This is a genomic window from Streptomyces sp. NBC_00209 (genome assembly GCF_045206345.1).
Classification (GTDB): Bacteria; Actinomycetota; Actinomycetes; order Streptomycetales; family Streptomycetaceae; genus Streptomyces.
This window is the reverse complement of sequence record NZ_CP108121.1, coordinates 654,171-670,501: the sequence shown is the minus strand read 5'-3', so window position 1 is coordinate 670,501 and position 16,331 is coordinate 654,171. Positions and strand designations below refer to the sequence as shown.

Here is a 16,331-nt window from a genome sequence, read left to right as displayed (position 1 = left end):
CGCCCCGCCCCGCACGGCACCGCCCCGAGCGAAGGGTCCAGCCGCCATGACATCGACCGCACCTCCCTCCCCGTCCTCCTCACCGGAGCCGATACCGGCCTCCGCCGACCGTGTCGAACTCGCCCCCGGCGCCGCCCCCGACGACAACCGCTTCGTCAACGCGGACCTGCTGCCCGTCCCGCTGGCGCGGCGCGTCTGGACCACGTACAACTTCACCGCGCTCTGGGTCGGGATGGCCCACAACATCCCGTCCTGGCTGCTCGCCTCCGGTCTCGTCGCCCTCGGCATGGACTGGAAGCAGGCCGTCTTCACCATCGCCCTCGCCAACCTGATCGTGCTCGGGCCCATGCTGCTCACCGGACACGCCGGGCCCAAGTACGGCATCCCCTTCCCGGTGCTGGCCCGGGCCTCGTTCGGGCTGCGCGGCGCCAACCTCCCGGCCCTGATCCGGGCGGCCGTCGCCTGTGCCTGGTTCGGCATCCAGACCTGGATCGGCGGCGTCGGCATCTTCACGCTGCTGGGCAAGGTGTTCGGCGGTTGGGCCGAGGCGTCCGAGATCGGCGGGCAGCCCTGGACGCTCTGGCTGTGCTTCCTGCTCTTCTGGGCGCTCGAACTCGCCATCATCTACCGGGGGATGGACGCGCTGCGCCGGTTCGAGAACTGGGCGGCGCCCTTCGTCATCGTCGGCGCGGTGGTGCTCCTGGTGTGGGTCGCGGTCAAGGCGGGCGGCTTCGGGCCGCTGCTCGACCAGCCGTCGGAGCTGGGCTGGGGCAAGGACTTCTGGCCGGTCTTCTTCCCCTCGCTCATGGGCATGATCGCCTTCTGGGCCACGCTCTCCCTGAACATCCCGGACTTCACCCGCTTCGGCGCGGGCCAACGCGCCCAGATCCGGGGCCAGTCGCTCGGTCTGCCGACGACGATGACCCTGTTCGCGCTGCTCTCGGTGCTCGTCACCTCCGGCTCGCAGGCCGTCTACGGCAAGGCCGTCTGGGACCCGGTCGAGCTGGGCGCCCACACCGACAACGTCTTCGGACTCCTCTACGCCCTGGTGACCGTCCTGGTCGCGACGATCTCCGTCAACATCGCGGCCAACGTCGTCTCACCCGCGTACGACCTGGCGAACCTCGCGCCGAAGCTCATCAACTTCCGTACGGGCGCGCTGATCACCGGGGTCGTCGGCGTCGTCATCATGCCGTGGAAGCTCACCGAGACGCCGGAGCTGTACATCTTCACCTGGCTCGGTCTGGTCGGCGGGCTCCTCGGTACGGTCGCGGGCATCCTGATCGCCGACTACTGGATCGTCCGCCGCACCGTCCTCGACCTCGCCGATCTCTACCGGCCCGGCGGACGCTACTGGTACACGGGCGGCTGGAACTGGCGGGCCGTCGCCGCGTTCGTGGTCGGCGGTGTCCTCGCGATCGGCGGCTCCCACTCGAAGCCGGGGGAGGGCCCGTTCCCCTCGGACGGCGTCATCCCGATCCTGAAGCCGCTCGCGGACTACGGCTGGGCGGTGGGCCTCGCGGCCTCGCTCCTCGTGTACGTGGTCCTGATGGCAGGGGTCACGTCGGGGCGGAGGTCCGGCTCAGCAGCGCGCTGACGTCGTACGAATCGGCGGGCGAGGGCGTGTTCTTCGGCACCGGTCGGTCGAAGTCCGAGAGGTTCACCACCGCGTCCGTGCCGTCCCCTCCGTGCAACGAGAGCCGCAGCGGATACGGCTTGCCGGTCGCGGCGACGTCCACCGTCAGCGTCATGTCGCCGCGCATCCGGGTCAGCGGCACCACGGACTCTCCGTCGATGGTGGTCTTCGGGCCCTTGTTGAGGGTGCCGGTGTCGTCGTTCGCGTTGTCGCTGACCAGCTTCTGGAAGGTGTTGAGGTCGCATGCCTTCGTCAGGCCGCGCAGCCTCGGGCTGTCGGCGGGCCCCTTCAGATAGCGGTCGCCGACGATCGCCGCGAAGGCCGAACCGCCGTTCGGCACCTGGTTCTTCCAGAAGTCCGCGTCCGGCTTCAGCCATACGTCGTCCCCGCGCTTGACGATCAGCACCGAGCCCTGGCTGCGGCCCAGGTCCACCGAGCCGTTGCAGTTGCCGTGCCGGTCCACGGCCAGGTCCAGGGACATGGACGGGGTGCCCTTGCCGAGGTCACCCCGCGTGGACACGTGCAGGGATTCCGCGCCGAGCATCGCGTCCCGGGAGCGGTCGGCGATCTGCTGGGCGGTGAGATGGTCGATGTCCTCCGCATGGGCCACGCCGCCGAGGGCGCCGGTACCCCCGGCGCCGATCAGGAACGCGGCGGCCCACGCGGCCGGGCGGGTGCCGAGGTGTGAACCGGTCACGTCGCCTCCTCGGTGCGAAGAGTGGGGGCTTCCGGACGACTGCGGTCCGGACCAGTCGAGCGTACGCCGGGGGAGTGAACGCCGCCCGTTCGGCGCAAGGTGCGCCCGGTGGCGTCTACACAACGTGACGTTTCCCGGCGCTCCCGGGTTAGGCAGACCGCGGGCGGCCCGCTCCGGCATCCGCCCGCCAGAGCCGAACGCGACCGCGCGCGTGCCGCCCCGGCGGTCACGGGCGGTCACCACCGAAAGGGCACCATGAAGAAGACCCTGGGGAGCCTGTCCCGCCGCGCCGCCGTCACCGGCCTGGCCACGGCCCTCGCCGTGGCCGGCGGCCTCGCCGCCGCGGCCCCCGCCTCCGCCACGCCGCCCGGCCTGTCCTGCGACACCGGCAAGCACGCCGTGGACGACTACACCGGCTATGCGCTGTGCCGGAACAACGGCTCCACCACCCGGACCTTCTGGGTCCACCTGGTCTGCGGCTGGTCGCCCGACGTGGACGGCGAGCACGTCACCCTCGCCCCGGGCCAGTCCGGCCAGTCCACCGCGCACTGCGCAGGGCTCGGCACGGGCATCGGTGAGATCAGCGTGCAGCCGTAAGCACATCGGCCCGCACGGTTGAGGGCGGCGCGCCCACTCGTTACCCTCCAGTAAGTCCGTTCGCGCGGACAGGTGCACGCACGCACCTGACGGTACGAGGAGGCGAGCCGCCCATGTCCTCAGCCCCAATCACCCGAACGGCCGAAGAACCCGTACCGGACCGGGACACCCCGGACCCCGCCCCGCGCGGGCTCGCCGACAGTGTGCGGGCCCTCGCGGCCGGCCGGACCACCTCCACCGCACTCGTCACCGCCGCCCTGGCCCGGATCGAGGCGAGCCAGGGCACCCTCAACGCCTTCCGCCACCTGCGCGCCGAGGCCGCGCTCACCGAGGCCGCCGAGGCCGACCGCAGGCTCGCGGTGGGGGAGCGGCTGCCGCTGCTCGGGGTGCCCGTCGCGGTGAAGGACGACACGGACGTCGCCGGGATGCCCACCTACTTCGGCTGCGCCGGGGACCGGGCGGCGGCGGGCGCCGACAGCGAGGCGGTGCGCAGGCTGCGCGCGGCCGGAGCCGTGATCGTCGGCAAGGCCAACTCCTGCGAGCTGGGCCAGTGGCCGTTCACCGAGGGCGCCGCGTTCGGCGCCACCCGCAACCCCTGGCACACCGACCACACCCCGGGCGGCTCGTCCGGCGGTTCGGCCGCCGCCGTCGCCGCCGGTCTCGTGCCCGCCGCCCTCGGCTCGGACGGCGCCGGGTCCGTCCGCATCCCCGCCGCCTGGACCCATCTGGTCGGCATCAAACCGCAGCGCGGCCGGATCTCGGTGCACCCGCACAGCGACGCCTTCCAGGGCCTCACCGTCAACGGACCGCTGGCCAGGACCGTCGAGGACGCCGCCCTCCTCCTCGACGCCGTCGCGGGGCCGCACCCCGAGGACCCGCACCGCCCGCCGCCCGTCGACGCCTCGGCCGCCGCCCGCCGCGACCCGGGCCGGCTGCGCATCGCGCTCGCCTGGCGGCCCCCGCTCACCCTCACCGGCACGGCACCCCACCCCGACGTGCGCCGCGCGGTGACCGCGCTCGCGGAGGCGCTGGCCCGGCTCGGCCACCACGTCGAGGAGGCCCGGCCGCGCTACGGGCTCATCGGCCTCGGCTTCGTACCCCGCGCCACCGCGGGCATCGCCGAGCTCGCCGCCCTGCACCCCGAACCGGCGCTCCTGGACGCGCGCACCCGCAGCGCGCTGCGGACCGGCACCCGGCTGGGCGGCGGGGTGGTGCGGGCGGCCCGGGCGCGCGAGGTGCACCAGCACCGGCGGATCGGGGCGCTGTTCCACCACGGACGCGGCGGCGCCGGGTTCGATGTGCTGCTGACCCCGACGACCGCGATGCCGCCGCCCCGGATCGGCCGGTTCGACGGGCTGAGCGCCTGGCGCACCGATGTGGCGATGACCGAGGCATGCCCGTACGCCTGGCCGTGGAACGTGCTGGGCTGGCCCGGGATCAACGTCCCGGCGGGCTTCACCCCGGACGGCCTCCCGGTCGGCGCCCAGCTCCTCGGCCCGTCGCGCGGCGAGGAACGGCTCGTCTCCCTGGCGGCCCAGCTGGAGGCGGAGCTGCGCTGGCAGGACCACCGGCCGCCACCCCTGGGCTAGGGCACCCGGGCGGTCCACTCGTCGTTCGAGAACTTCGTACGGACCAGCTCCTCCGCCCGGGCCAGCTCCTCCGGGGTCACCTCGCCCCGGGTCAGCCCGTGCCGGTTGCGGAAGGACTCGATCATGCGCTCGATGACGGCCTGGCGCGGCAGGCCGGTCTGCCGGCGCAGCGGGTCCACCCGCTTCTTGGCGCTCTTCGTGCCCTTGTCCGACATCTTCTCCTTGCCGATGCGCAGCACCTCCAGCATCTTGTCGGCGTCGATGTCGTACGACATGGTCACGTGGTGCAGCACCGCGCCCGGGCCGCCGTCCGGGCCGACCACGCGCTTCTGCGCGGCCCCGGCGATCTTGCCGACCTCGGTGGCGATGTCGTTGAGCGGCTGGTACCACGCCTTGATGCCCATGTCCCCGAGGGCTTCGAGCACCCAGTCGTCCAGGTACGCGTAACTGTCCGCGAACGAGAGCCCGGAGACCAGGGACTGCGGCACCGCGAGGGAGTACGTGATGGTGCTGCTCGGCTCCGCGAACATCGCGCCGCCTCCGGAGATCCGCCGGACGACCGTGACGCCGTGGCGCTCGACGCCCTCGGCGTCCACCTCGTTGCGCAGCGACTGGAAGCTTCCGATGATCACCGCCGGGGCGTCCCACTCCCACACCCGCAGCGTCGGCGGCCGCCTGCCCGCCGCGACCTCCGCCGTGATGACCTCGTCCAGGGCCATGTGCAGGGCCGGGGACTGCGGGGCGTCGTGGATGAGCTGCCAGTCGTAGTCGCTCCACTCCGTGGCGTGCGCCAGCGCCCGGCGTACGGCGACGGCGACGCCCTCCGAGGTGAGCCCGAGCATCACCGTCGACTCCGGCAGCGCCGCGTCGATCCGGGCCGCGAGGGCCACCGTGTCGGTGGTCGCCGGGGCCCCCTCCAGCGCCGCGTCGATCGCGAGGATCGCCTCGTCCGGCTCCAGGAAGAAGTCACCGGCCACCCGGACGTCGCGCAGCGCGCCGCCCTCGACCTCCAGGTCCACCACGACCAGCTTGCCGCCGGGGATCTTGTACTCACCGTGCACGGTCCTGCCTCCACTTCCGCCTACGAACAGAAAACTCCCGCTCACGTACAAAACATGATCAGTCCGGCCCGTTTGCTACGGCGGTATTGCGAGGTCGTGGCGGGAGGGCTCCCGGTCTGGTGCCGGCCCCGGAGCCCGCACCAGACTGACGTTCGCACGTCTGTGCAACGTTTTCCCGACCCCCCAGAAAGCACCACCGCGCATGCATACGCCCCCCAGACCCCGCGCCCGCACGGCGCGTCCCTTGTGCGCGAGGAGGTGCCACCCGTGCTGCGCCATGTGACGCGCAAGGCGGCGGGCTGGCTCCTGATGATCGTGATGGCGACCAACGCCACCTACTTCCTGGCCAGTTGGTTCCTGGACCCCCGGTCGAACTTCAAGGAACTGCGGCCCGTCCGCACCGAGGCCCAGATCGACCGGGCGCTCGCGCCGTACCACCTGGACCCGTCGGTGCCGCTCGTACAGCGGTGGTGGGACTGGCTCGGCGGCGTCGTCACCCGCTTCGACTGGGGCATGTCGCCCACCGGTGTCTCCGTCAACGGCGAGATCGGCTACCGCTCGCTGGTCAGTGCCGAACTGGTCGTCATGGCGACACTCCTCTCGGTCCTCATCGGCGTCACCCTGGGCGTCTACACGGCGTCCCGGCAGTACGGCTGGGCGGACAGGGTCTCGCAGGCCGTCTCCATCGCCGTGTTCAACGTGCCCACCTCGGTCGCCGCGCTCGCCGTGGTCTTCGTCGCGATCTGGCTCAACCAGCACGCCGGGCTGCACTTCCTCTACGTCGCGGGCGAGAACTCGCCGAACGTCGAAGGGCTGCTCCCCACCATCGGCGACCGCGTGCTCCACCTGATCCTGCCCACCCTCACCCTGACCCTGATGGGCTACGTGGGCTACCACCTGACACAGCGTTCGCTGCTGCTCGACACCCTCAACGCCGAATACGTCCGCACCGCCCGGGCCACCGGACTCACCCGCGCCCAGGCGATCCGCCGGCACGCCCTGCGCACCGCGCTCATCCCCACGGCGACCTCCGTGGCGTTCAGCATCCCGGCGATCTTCACCGGTGCCGTCATCACCGAGACGATCTTCGGCTGGAACGGCATGGGCCGCTACTTCATCCAGACCATCAGCAAGAACGACATCCACGGCACCGTCGCCACGGCCGCCTTCGCCGCCGCCCTGACCGCGATCGGCGCGATCCTCGCGGACATCGCCACCGTCTTCCTCGACCCGCGCGTGAGGGTGAGCTGACATGGCCGTACAACCGACGGAACTCATCAAGCCCGCCCCGGCGGCGCCGCCCCGGCACACCGGCACCGGTCTCGCCCGGCTCTACGCGCGGCGATTCCTGCGCAACCGGCTCGCCGTCGCCGGTGTGGCGATCTTCGTGCTGCTCGTGCTGTTCAGCGTGTTCGGGGGACTCCTCACCCCGTACGCGTACTCGGACGCCGACTTCGCCGCGCTCACCCAACCACCGAGCGGTACGCACTGGTTCGGCACCAACCAGGGCGGCAACGACATCTACGCCTCCGCCGTGCACGGGCTGCGGCGCTCCCTGGTCATCGCGGTCAGCGTCTCCGTCCTGACCATCGTCGTCGCCGCGGTCATAGGCTCCAGCGCCGCGTACCTCGGCGGCCGGGTGGAGAAGGCGACCCTCGCCGTCATCCACTTCCTGCTGGTCGTCCCCTCCTTCCTCATCCTCGCCCTGGTCTCCCACCGGCTCGCCGGTGACTGGCGGGTGCTCATCGTCGTCCTGACGGTGTTCGGCTGGATGTCGACCGCACGGGTCGTCTGGTCCGTCTCGACCTCGCTGCGGGAGCGGGACTACATCACGATCGCCGAGTTCATGGGGGTGACCCCGGCCCGCATCATCCTGCGCCACATCATCCCCAACCTGGGCTCCCTGCTCATCGTCAACCTGACCCTGGGCGTCGTGGCGACCGTCCTCAGCGAGACCGCGCTGTCGTTCCTCGGCTTCGGCGTCCAGACCCCGGACGTCTCGCTCGGCACGATGCTCGCCGACGGGGCGAACACCGTCACCAGCGCGCCCTGGCTGTTCGCCTTCCCCGCGGGCCTGGTCGTCCTGCTCACCGTCTCGATGACCTTCGTCGGCGACGGGCTGCGCGACGCCCTCGACCCCACATCCACGACCGGTGCGGCAGGAGGCCGACGATGACCCTCGCGACGACCCTGCCCACGGGGCGGCGGCCCGGCGACGCCGTCGCCCCGGTCCTCTCGGTGCGCGACCTGCACATCACCTTCCCGTCCGAGGCGGGCCCCGTGGAGGCGGTGCGCGGCATCGGCTTCGACCTGCTGCCCGGCCGCACCCTGGGCATCGTCGGCGAGTCCGGCTCCGGCAAGTCCGCCACCGCCATGGGCATCATGGGCCTTCTCCCGCCCACCGCCGCGACGAGCGGCCAGGTGCTCCTCGGCGGCCGGGACCTGGTCGGCCTCACCGACAAGGAGCTGTCCGCGATACGCGGCAACGCCATCGGCATGGTCTTCCAGGACCCGCTCTCCGCGCTCACCCCGATCTTCACCGTGGGCCGGCTGCTCTCCGACGCCCTGCGCGTCCACCAGGACCTGACCAAGCGGGCTGCCTGGGAACAGGCCGTCCAGCTCCTCGACCTCGTCGGCATCCCGGACCCGCGCGCCCGCGCGGCCTCCTTCCCGCACGAGTTCTCCGGCGGTATGCGCCAGCGCGTCGTCATCGCGATGGCCATCGCCAACAAACCGTCCGTCCTGGTGGCCGACGAGCCGACCACCGCGCTCGACGTCACCGTGCAGGCCCAGATCCTGGACGTGCTCCGCCTCGCGCAGAAGGAGACCGGCGCCGGGCTCCTCCTCATCACCCACGACCTCGGAGTCGTCGCGGGTCACGCGGACGACGTGGCCGTCATGTACGCGGGACGGTTCGTGGAACGGGCGGGAGTGGACGAGCTGTTCGCGCGGCCCGTGATGCCGTACACCGCGCGCCTGCTCGCCGCCGTGCCCACGGTGGACAGCGGGGTACGCCGGCCCCTCGTCCCGATCGGCGGCGAACCGCCCGCTCTGGTGGACCTCCCGGCCGGCTGCCCCTTCGCGAGCCGGTGCGCCGTGGCGCTCGACGCCTGCCGCACGGACGAACCGGCCCTGCGCGCCGTCACCGGGCACGGGGACGTGGCCTGCCTGCGGGCGGACGAGATCGCGGCCGGGTCGCTGGATCCGGCGGGCGGGGCGGAGGCGGCGGAGCCGGATGAACCTGCCGGGCCGTCCGGGCCGTCCGGGCCTTCCGGGCGCGACGCGTCCGCCGGGGACGTCGTGCTCCGGGTCGAGGACCTGGTGAAGACCTTCCCCGTCACCAAGGGGGCCGTCCTCAAACGCCGCGTCGGCACGCTGCGCGCGGTCAACGGGGTCGGCTTCGAGCTGCGGTCCGGGGAGACCCTGGGCCTGGTGGGGGAGTCGGGCAGCGGCAAGACCACCACCCTGCTGGAGATCCTGCGGCTGAAACGGCCCGAGGGCGGCCGGATCGAGATCGCCGGAACCGAGGTGGGCTCCGCCGAATCCGCCGCACGGCAGCGGGAGTTGCGCCGGGACGTCCAGATCGTGATGCAGGACCCGATGGGCGCCCTCGACCCGAGGCTGCCCGTCTCCGAACTGCTCGCCGAACCCCTGCGCGCGATCGGCCGGGACCGTGCGTCCACCCGGGCCCGGGTCCGCGAACTCCTCGCCCTGGTCGGCCTGGACGAGGCGGTGAGCGACCGCTTCCCGGCCGCGCTCTCCGGCGGGCAGCGCCAGCGCGTCGGGATCGCCCGGGCCCTCGCGACCGAACCCAGGCTCCTCGTGCTGGACGAGCCGCTCTCCGCCCTGGACGTCTCCGTGCAGGCGGGCGTGATCAACCTGCTGGCCCGGCTCAAGCGCGAACTCGGCCTGGCCTACCTGGTGGTGGCCCACGACCTGGCGGTCGTCCGGTATGTCTCCGACCGGATCGCCGTGATGTACCTGGGGCACATCGTGGAGACCGGCGACACCGAGTCGCTGTTCGCCGACCCCAAGCACCCTTACACCAAGGCCCTGTTGTCCGCGATCCCGGTCCCGGACCCGAAGCGCGAACGCACCCGCGAACGCGTGGTCCTGGAGGGCGAGCAGCCGAGCGCCGCCCGGCTGCCGGCGGGCTGCGTCTTCGTGGACCGGTGCCCGCTGTACCGGCTGGCCGGCGAGGAGGTGCGCGAGCGCTGTCGTACGGAACGGCCCGCGGCCTCCCCGGTGGCAGGGCAGCCCGGCCACACGTACGCCTGTCACGCCGTCTGAGGCACCTCCGCTCTCCGCCCCTCCCCATCCCTCGAACCAGAAGGAACACTCCGCCATGCGCGCAAGACTGGCCATGCCCGTCGCCCTGATCGCCGCCGTCTCCGTCGCCGCCACCGCGTGCCAGTCGTCCGGCGGGAGCGACGACTCAGGCGGGGACGGCAAGAAGGCGCCCAAGGCCGCGTCGGCCGCCGTCGACTACAACCCGCAGCCGTACGAGAACATCAAGGACGGCGGCACGTACACCACCGTCGGCACCTTCGACGACCAGGGCAACCCCTTCAACGTCAATGCCACGCTGACCGCGTCCCGGGTCTGGGGCTGGTACAACGCCGACGCGATCACGTACTCGCCGACCGGCGACGTGCAGTACAACAAGGACTACTACAGCGATGTGAAGGTGACCGTCGACGGCGGCAACCAGAAGGTCGTCCTGACGATCAACCCGAAGGCCGTCTTCAACGACGGCACCCCCATCGACTGGCGGGCCATCGAAGCCACCTGGAAGGCCAACAACGGCTCGAACAAGGAGTTCGCGGCCTCCTCCACGGACGGCTACGACCAGATCACCTCCGTCGCGCAGGGCAAGGACGCCAAGCAGGCCGTCATCACCTTCAAGGGCGTCAACGCCTCCTGGTCGACCCTGTTCACGACCTTCCTGCACCCGAAGGCGGCGACGGTCGGGAACTTCAACAAGGCGTACGTGAAGAAGGCCCACCCCGAGTGGGGCGCGGGCCCGTACACCGTCGGAAAGTGGGACGCCCACTCGGGCAACATCACCTTCGTCCGCAACCCCAAGTGGTGGGGGAGGAAGGGCAAGCTGGACAAGCGGGTGTACGTCAACCTGGAGTCCACGGCGGGCGTCAACGCCTTCAAGAACGGTCAGCTGGACTACACCTCCGCCGTCGACGCGGAGAGCCTGAAGCAGGTCAAGGGCCTCAAGGGCACGGAGATCCGCAGCGGTGGCAGCCCCTTCGAGTACTCCCTGTACTTCAACACCAAGTCGGCGGTCCTCTCCGAGAAGGCCGTCCGCAAGGCGATCCAGCAGAGCGTCGACCGCGCCCAGATCGCGAAGATCCAGTTCCAGGGGCTCGACTACACGGAGCCGCTGCCCGGTTCGGCGGTGCTCTACAGCTTCCAGAAGGGGTACGAGGACAACCTGTCCGCCGTCCTGACGTACGACCCGGCCGAGGCGAAGAAGACGCTCGACGCGGCGGGCTGGAAGCCCGGTTCCGACGGCGTCCGCGCCAAGAACGGCAAGAAGCTGGACGTGGGCTACACCCTCCTGGGTGACGACCCGTTGGGCAAGGCCACCGCCGGAGCCCTCGCCGCGATGTTGAGGCCGGCCGGTATCCACCTCGACATCCGGAAGGGCGACGACGCGGACTTCGCCAAGACCATCAGCGAGCGGCGGTTCGACCTGTTCCTGTCGGGCAACCGCTCCATGGACCCGTTCGGCGCCCGCTATCTGTGCGACTTCTACTGCTCGGACCGAGACTCCAACATCACCGGATCCGGCAACCCCGCCCTGGACAAGGAGATCCGCGCGACCACGGAGATCGCCGACCTGGACGAGCAGACGGCGGCGGTGAACAAGGTCGAGAAGAAGGCGCTCCAGGAGTACGCCTTCCTGCCCCTGTTCAGCGGGCCCTCCACGTACGGCGTGAAGAAGGGCCTCGCCAACGTCGGCGCGACGATCTTCTCCACCCCGCTGCCGGAGACGGTCGGCTGGCAGAAGTGACGGGCGGCGCCCCCACGGCGCCGAACCACCGGTCCGCGGGCACACCTCTGGTGCCTGCGGACCGGTGGCGTGTGCCGGGCGCCCGTCACTTCGACTTCTGTGGTCCGTACCAAACTCTTGACAGCGCCTTTCTTCACTTCTTAAATCACGTAGCGAACCAAGTGCCCCATGCTCGCTCCACCGTGTCCGCTCCATCGTGTGCGCTCGACCTGTCATGCACATGGCTTACGTGTGCACGGCGGGGTTCCCCTTCCCTCCCCATACACACCGGAAGGGAGAGTCATGGACTCCCCACGCCTTTCGCGGCGCCTGCTGCGCTCCGTACTCCCGGCACTCGCTCTCGCCCTGGCCACCGCGGGACTGGCCGGCACCGGCGGGCCCTCCTCGGCGGGTGCCGCTCCGATGTCGCAGGCCGCGGCGACCGCCACGACGACGTTCTCCGACGAGTTCGACGGCGCGGCCGGTTCGGCCGTGGACGGCGGCAAGTGGCAGATCGAGACCGGCGACAACGTCAACAACCACGAGCGGCAGTACTACACCTCCGGCAACAAGAACGCCGCGCTGGACGGCCAGGGCCATCTGGTCATCACCGCCCGCAAGGAGAACCCCTCCAACTACCAGTGCTGGTACGGGACCTGTCAGTACACCTCCGCGAGGCTGAACACCTCGGGCAAGTTCACCCAGGCGTACGGGCATGTCGAGGCGCGCATGAAGATCCCGCGCGGCCAGGGCATGTGGCCCGCGTTCTGGATGCTCGGTGACGACATCGGGCAGGTGGGCTGGCCCAACTCGGGTGAGATCGACATCATGGAGAACGTCGGCTTCGAGCCCTCCACCGTGCACGGCACCCTGCACGGCCCCGGCTACTCCGGCTCCGGGGGCATCGGGGCGGGCTACACCCTGCCGAACGGCCAGGCGTTCGCGGACGCGTTCCACACCTTCGCCGTCGACTGGGCGCCCGACTCCATCACCTGGTCGGTCGACGGAAACGTCTACCAGCACCGCACCCCGGCCGACACCAACGGGAACGCCTGGGCCTTCAACAAGCCGTTCTTCCTCATCCTGAACCTCGCGGTCGGCGGCTACTGGCCCGGCGACCCCGACGGCAGCACCGCCTTCCCGAACCAGCTCGTGGTCGACCACGTCCGCGTCACCACCAACGACAGCCAGCCGCCCGCCACGGGCGGCCGGATCACCGGGCTCGCCGGCAAGTGTGTGGACGTCGCCGCCGCCGGCACCGCGAACGGCACCCCGGTCCAGCTCTACGACTGCAACGGCAGCAACGCGCAGAAGTGGACCGTGGGCGGCGACGGCACGATCCGGGCGCTCGGCAAGTGCCTCGACGTGGCCTCCGGCGGCACGGCGGACGGCACGCCGGTCCAGCTCTGGGACTGCAACGGATCGGCCGCGCAGAAGTGGGCGGTCAGCGGGGCCCGCGACATCGTGAACCCCCAGGCCAACAAGTGCCTGGACGTCACGGGCAACAACGCGGCCAACGGCACCCGGCTGCAGATCTGGACCTGCGCGGGAACGGCCAACCAGAAGTGGACGGTCAACGGCTGACCGGCCCGGCCCTCCGGTGCCCCGGAGGGCCATGATTGGCTGGGGGCATGATCGATGCCTTCCTCGCCGGTGACCTGACCGACATCGAGGCGGCGGTCCGCGCAGCGGCCGCCGCCGAGATCATGCCCCGCTACCGACAGCTCGCCGCCCACGAGGTGGTCGAGAAGAACGGCCCGCACGACCTCGTGACCGTCGCGGACCGGCGCGCCGAGGAACACCTCACGGCCTCCCTCGGCCGGCTCCTGCCCGGCTCGGTCGTCGTCGGCGAGGAGGCCGTCCACGCCGACCCGAAGGTGTACGAGGCGCTGGGCGGCGAGGCGCCCGTGTGGATCGTGGACCCGGTCGACGGCACCCGCCAGTTCGTCCACGGCGAGACCGGCTTCTGCACCCTGGTCGCCCTCGCCCACCGCGGCGAGCTGCTGGCCTCCTGGACGTACGCCCCCGCTCTGGACGAGATGGCCGTCGCCGTACGCGGACGGGGCGCGCGGGTCGACGGCACCCCGATCCACGCCGGTTCGCCCGCGCCGGACGCCGTGCTGCGCGTGGCGATGTCCCACCCCGACTACACCACCGACGAGCAGAAGGCAGCCCTGCTCGGCCTGCGCGCCGACGGCTTCGCCGCCCGCCCCTGCGGCTCGGCGGGCCTCGAATACCTCGCCGTGGCCCGGGGCGAGCTGGACGCCGTCGGCTTCAGCTGGGAGTACGCCTGGGACCACGCGGCCGGGCTCCTCCTCGTCGCCGAGGCGGGCGGCGCGCAGTCCACGCTGTCCGGCGAGCCGTTCCGTATCGCGGGCGGCAACACCCTGCCCTTCACCGCCGCCCGCGACCGCGCGACGGCCGACCGCGTCCTGGCGGCGCTGCGCACGGGCGCCTGACGGCGGGCGGGCGGCGGGCCGCCGTCAGAGGTCCAGCAACTCGCGGGTCAGCGCGGTGAGCCGCTTGCGGGCCTCCGGGTCGTACGCCTGGTCGTGCGCCCGCGCGTCCGTGAACCGGTCGAAGTAGCGGCCGGTGACCCCCGCGAGCGCCGGGTCGGTGATCAGCCGCACCGTCGGGCGCACCCCCTCCTCGATGGAGACGGCCGGCGTCAGCCCGTACGCGCGTACGCCCTCGGTGTCCATCAGGTGGGCCGGGTGCAGTGCGTTGACGGTGACGCCGGTGCGGGCCGTCTCCTCCTCGGCCAGGTCGAACGTCGCCATGATCATCGCGAGCTTGCTCCGGCAGTACGCCTCCAGGCCCTCGTAACCGCGCTCCATCATGACGTCGTCCAGATCGACGGGAGCCTGGCCCATCGAGGCCACCTGGACCACCCGCGCGGACGCCGAGGCCGACAGCAGCGGCAGCAGCTCCTTGGTGAGCAGATACGGCGTCAGATGGTTGACGGTGAAGCGCAGTTCGTGACCCTGCGCGCCGAACTCGCGCCGCAGCGGTTCGCTTCCGCCGCCCGCCACCGCGTTGTTGACGAGCACGTCGAGCCGGGGCTCGGCCGCGCGGATGCCGGCCGCCATGGCCCGGACCTGGTCCAGGTCGGAGAGGTCCGCGAGATAGGTGCGGACCTCGGCCCGGCCGGCCGAGAGGTCCCGCGCCTCGGCGGCCGCCCGGTCGAGCCGGGCGCGGTCGCGGCCGTGCAGGAGCAGTGTCGCGCCACGCCCGGCCAGGTCGCGGGCGAGGTGGAGGCCGAGCCCCTGGGTGGCGCCGGTGATGAGGACGGTGCGGTCGAAGGTGTCGGGTGCCGTGTAGGTATCCATGGCTTGAGTTATATCAAGCTCTTGATTCATATTCCATGCTTGTCTCACGTTCGAGACTTGCTGTATATCCGGCGCTGTACGCTCGCGACCATGGGAATGACCGCCGGTGAACGCCTCGGCCTGGACATCAAGCGCGCCGAGCAGGCCCTCATGGCGGCCAAGAGCGCCGCGCTCAAGGACGCCGGCCTCACGGTCGCGCAGTACGCGGCGCTGCTCGCGCTCTCCGACAACCCCGGGATCTCCGGCGCGGCGCTCGCCCGGGCGTGCCTGGTGACCCCCCAGGCGATGGCGGGGGTGCTCAAGCACCTGGAGGAGCGCGGCCTGATCGCCAGGTCCGCGCACCCCTACCACCAGAAGATGCTGGAGACCCGGCTGACCGAGGCCGGCACGGAGACCCTGCGCCACGCCGACGAACGAGCGGTCCGCATCGAACGCCGCATCGCGGACGCGCTCACCCCCGGCGAACGCGACGCCCTGCGCGACCTGCTGGCCCGCTGCGTCACGGCGATCCGGGCGGACTGAGCCCGCTCAGGAACCGGCGGCCAGCATCTCGCGCACCTCGCGTACCAGCTCCGCCGCCGTCTCCACCGCCGCCGGGTCCAGGCCCCGCAGTGCCGCGTTCGCCCGGTCCGCGAAGCCCGCCGGGGTCGCGGGCAGGGCGGCGGTGGCCGCGAGGGCGCCCTTTTCGTTGAGGCACCAGGTGCGGTGGTGGGCGTGGAGCGACTGGGCGAGGACGCCGAAGGCGCGGGACAGGCAGAGCGAGACGTGCAGCCGGTCGCCCGCCGGGGCCGACTTGCGGGCCCCCGCGACGGAAAACTCCGCCTCCCAGGACGCCTCGGCCAGCGCCTTGCGCAGCGCCTCCGGGTAGCGCGATGTCTCTTCCCGAAGAGCCGTCAACTCCCCGCCCGGATCGGACAGTACGCGCCCGAGGGCGACCTCGCCCGGATACGTGGGCGACCAGAAGCCCAGCGGGTGGCCCGGCTGGACGCCCACCTCGTAGCGGCCCTCCCGGCAGTCGGCCCAGACCGCCTCGACCCGGTCCACGTCGCGCAGGATCCAGTCGACCTGGACGCCGTCCACGCGCAGCCAGCCGCCCGCGTTCACCCACGGTCCCCAGCCGCCGGGGCCGGTCACCTCGACCGGGGAACCCTGGAAGGCGGAGGCCAGTGCGGAGAGGGCGGCGGTGTCCGGCGTACCGCGGTAGTACACGCCCAGGTCCCAGTCGGAGTCCGGGCGGTGGGCGCCCCGGGCCCGGCTGCCGCCGAGCAGGACGGCCCGGATGCCGGGCACTTGGGTGAGCCGGGCGGCCATCTCGGCGACCCGGGCGGTCATTCCGGAATCGGCGGGTCCCGCGAAGTTCTCTGAGGTCATCGGGTGAGGACGCTACCCGCCCACCGGTTGTCGGCGCCTGCGAA

14 protein-coding genes are annotated in these 16,331 nt (G+C 71.8%); 10 read left to right on the top strand and 4 right to left on the bottom strand.

All coding sequences use genetic code 11. The features are described from left to right. The first annotated feature begins 46 nt into the window (after positions 1-46). Positions 47-1,597 (top strand): NCS1 family nucleobase:cation symporter-1, encoded by a 1,551-nt coding sequence (locus tag OG867_RS02960; protein WP_406282384.1) that lies wholly within the window; start codon positions 47-49, stop codon positions 1,595-1,597. Here the strand turns inward: OG867_RS02960 and OG867_RS02955 are convergent. Beyond that, a complete protein-coding gene (locus OG867_RS02955; RefSeq protein ID WP_328903459.1) occupies positions 1,560-2,333 on the bottom strand; it encodes a hypothetical protein in 774 nt (257 codons plus the stop codon). The genes OG867_RS02960 and OG867_RS02955 overlap by 38 nt on opposite strands. A 255-nt stretch (positions 2,334-2,588) precedes the next feature. On the opposite strand from OG867_RS02955, the gene OG867_RS02950 reads away from it, so the two are divergent. Continuing rightward, positions 2,589-2,930, top strand: coding sequence for a hypothetical protein (locus tag OG867_RS02950; RefSeq protein ID WP_406282381.1), 342 nt, complete (start codon positions 2,589-2,591; stop codon positions 2,928-2,930). Between the two features lie 113 nt (positions 2,931-3,043). Continuing rightward, positions 3,044-4,519, top strand: coding sequence for an amidase (locus tag OG867_RS02945; RefSeq protein ID WP_406282378.1), 1,476 nt, complete (start codon positions 3,044-3,046; stop codon positions 4,517-4,519). Here the strand turns inward: OG867_RS02945 and OG867_RS02940 are convergent. Further along, on the bottom strand, positions 4,516-5,580 hold the full coding sequence (locus OG867_RS02940; protein ID WP_161207842.1) for a biotin/lipoate A/B protein ligase family protein: 1,065 nt from the start codon (positions 5,578-5,580) through the stop codon (positions 4,516-4,518). The two genes, OG867_RS02945 and OG867_RS02940, sit on opposite strands and share 4 nt — an antisense overlap. Positions 5,581-5,847: 267 nt before the next feature. Here OG867_RS02940 and OG867_RS02935 point away from each other — a divergent pair, with 267 nt between their 5' ends. The 6 genes from OG867_RS02935 (at position 5,848) to OG867_RS02910 (ending at position 14,046) form a co-directional block, all read left to right on the top strand. Further along, positions 5,848-6,831, top strand: coding sequence for an ABC transporter permease (locus OG867_RS02935; RefSeq protein WP_406282375.1), 984 nt, complete (start codon positions 5,848-5,850; stop codon positions 6,829-6,831). Position 6,832: 1 nt separating this feature from the next. Next, positions 6,833-7,756, top strand: coding sequence for an ABC transporter permease (locus tag OG867_RS02930; RefSeq protein ID WP_406282372.1), 924 nt, complete (start codon positions 6,833-6,835; stop codon positions 7,754-7,756). Continuing rightward, the gene (locus OG867_RS02925) at positions 7,753-9,870 is read left to right on the top strand and encodes a dipeptide ABC transporter ATP-binding protein (protein WP_406282369.1); all 2,118 of its coding nucleotides are present in this window, start codon (positions 7,753-7,755) and stop codon (positions 9,868-9,870) included. Before OG867_RS02930 ends, OG867_RS02925 begins: the two co-directional genes overlap by 4 nt. 73 nt (positions 9,871-9,943) lie before the next feature. Further along, entirely contained in the window at positions 9,944-11,608 is a 1,665-nt protein-coding gene (locus OG867_RS02920; protein WP_406290724.1) for an ABC transporter family substrate-binding protein, read from the top strand. 282 nt (positions 11,609-11,890) lie between these two features. Then, complete coding sequence (locus OG867_RS02915) at positions 11,891-13,171, top strand: lectin (protein WP_406282366.1); 1,281 nt, start codon at positions 11,891-11,893, stop codon at positions 13,169-13,171. A 47-nt stretch (positions 13,172-13,218) separates the two neighbouring features. Next, entirely contained in the window at positions 13,219-14,046 is an 828-nt protein-coding gene (locus OG867_RS02910) for an inositol monophosphatase family protein (protein WP_406282363.1), read from the top strand. Positions 14,047-14,070: 24 nt separating this feature from the next. On the opposite strand, the gene OG867_RS02905 is transcribed toward OG867_RS02910, so the two are convergent. Continuing rightward, entirely contained in the window at positions 14,071-14,916 is an 846-nt protein-coding gene (locus OG867_RS02905) for an SDR family NAD(P)-dependent oxidoreductase (protein ID WP_406282360.1), read from the bottom strand. 90 nt (positions 14,917-15,006) lie between these two features. Between OG867_RS02905 and OG867_RS02900 the strand changes: the two genes are divergently transcribed. After that, on the top strand, positions 15,007-15,438 hold the full coding sequence (locus OG867_RS02900; RefSeq protein ID WP_406282358.1) for a MarR family winged helix-turn-helix transcriptional regulator: 432 nt from the start codon (positions 15,007-15,009) through the stop codon (positions 15,436-15,438). A 6-nt stretch (positions 15,439-15,444) separates the two neighbouring features. Here OG867_RS02900 and OG867_RS02895 read toward each other — a convergent pair whose 3' ends face one another. Continuing rightward, positions 15,445-16,287, bottom strand: coding sequence for a nucleotidyltransferase domain-containing protein (locus OG867_RS02895; RefSeq protein WP_406282355.1), 843 nt, complete (start codon positions 16,285-16,287; stop codon positions 15,445-15,447). Between the last annotated feature and the right edge of the window lie 44 nt (positions 16,288-16,331).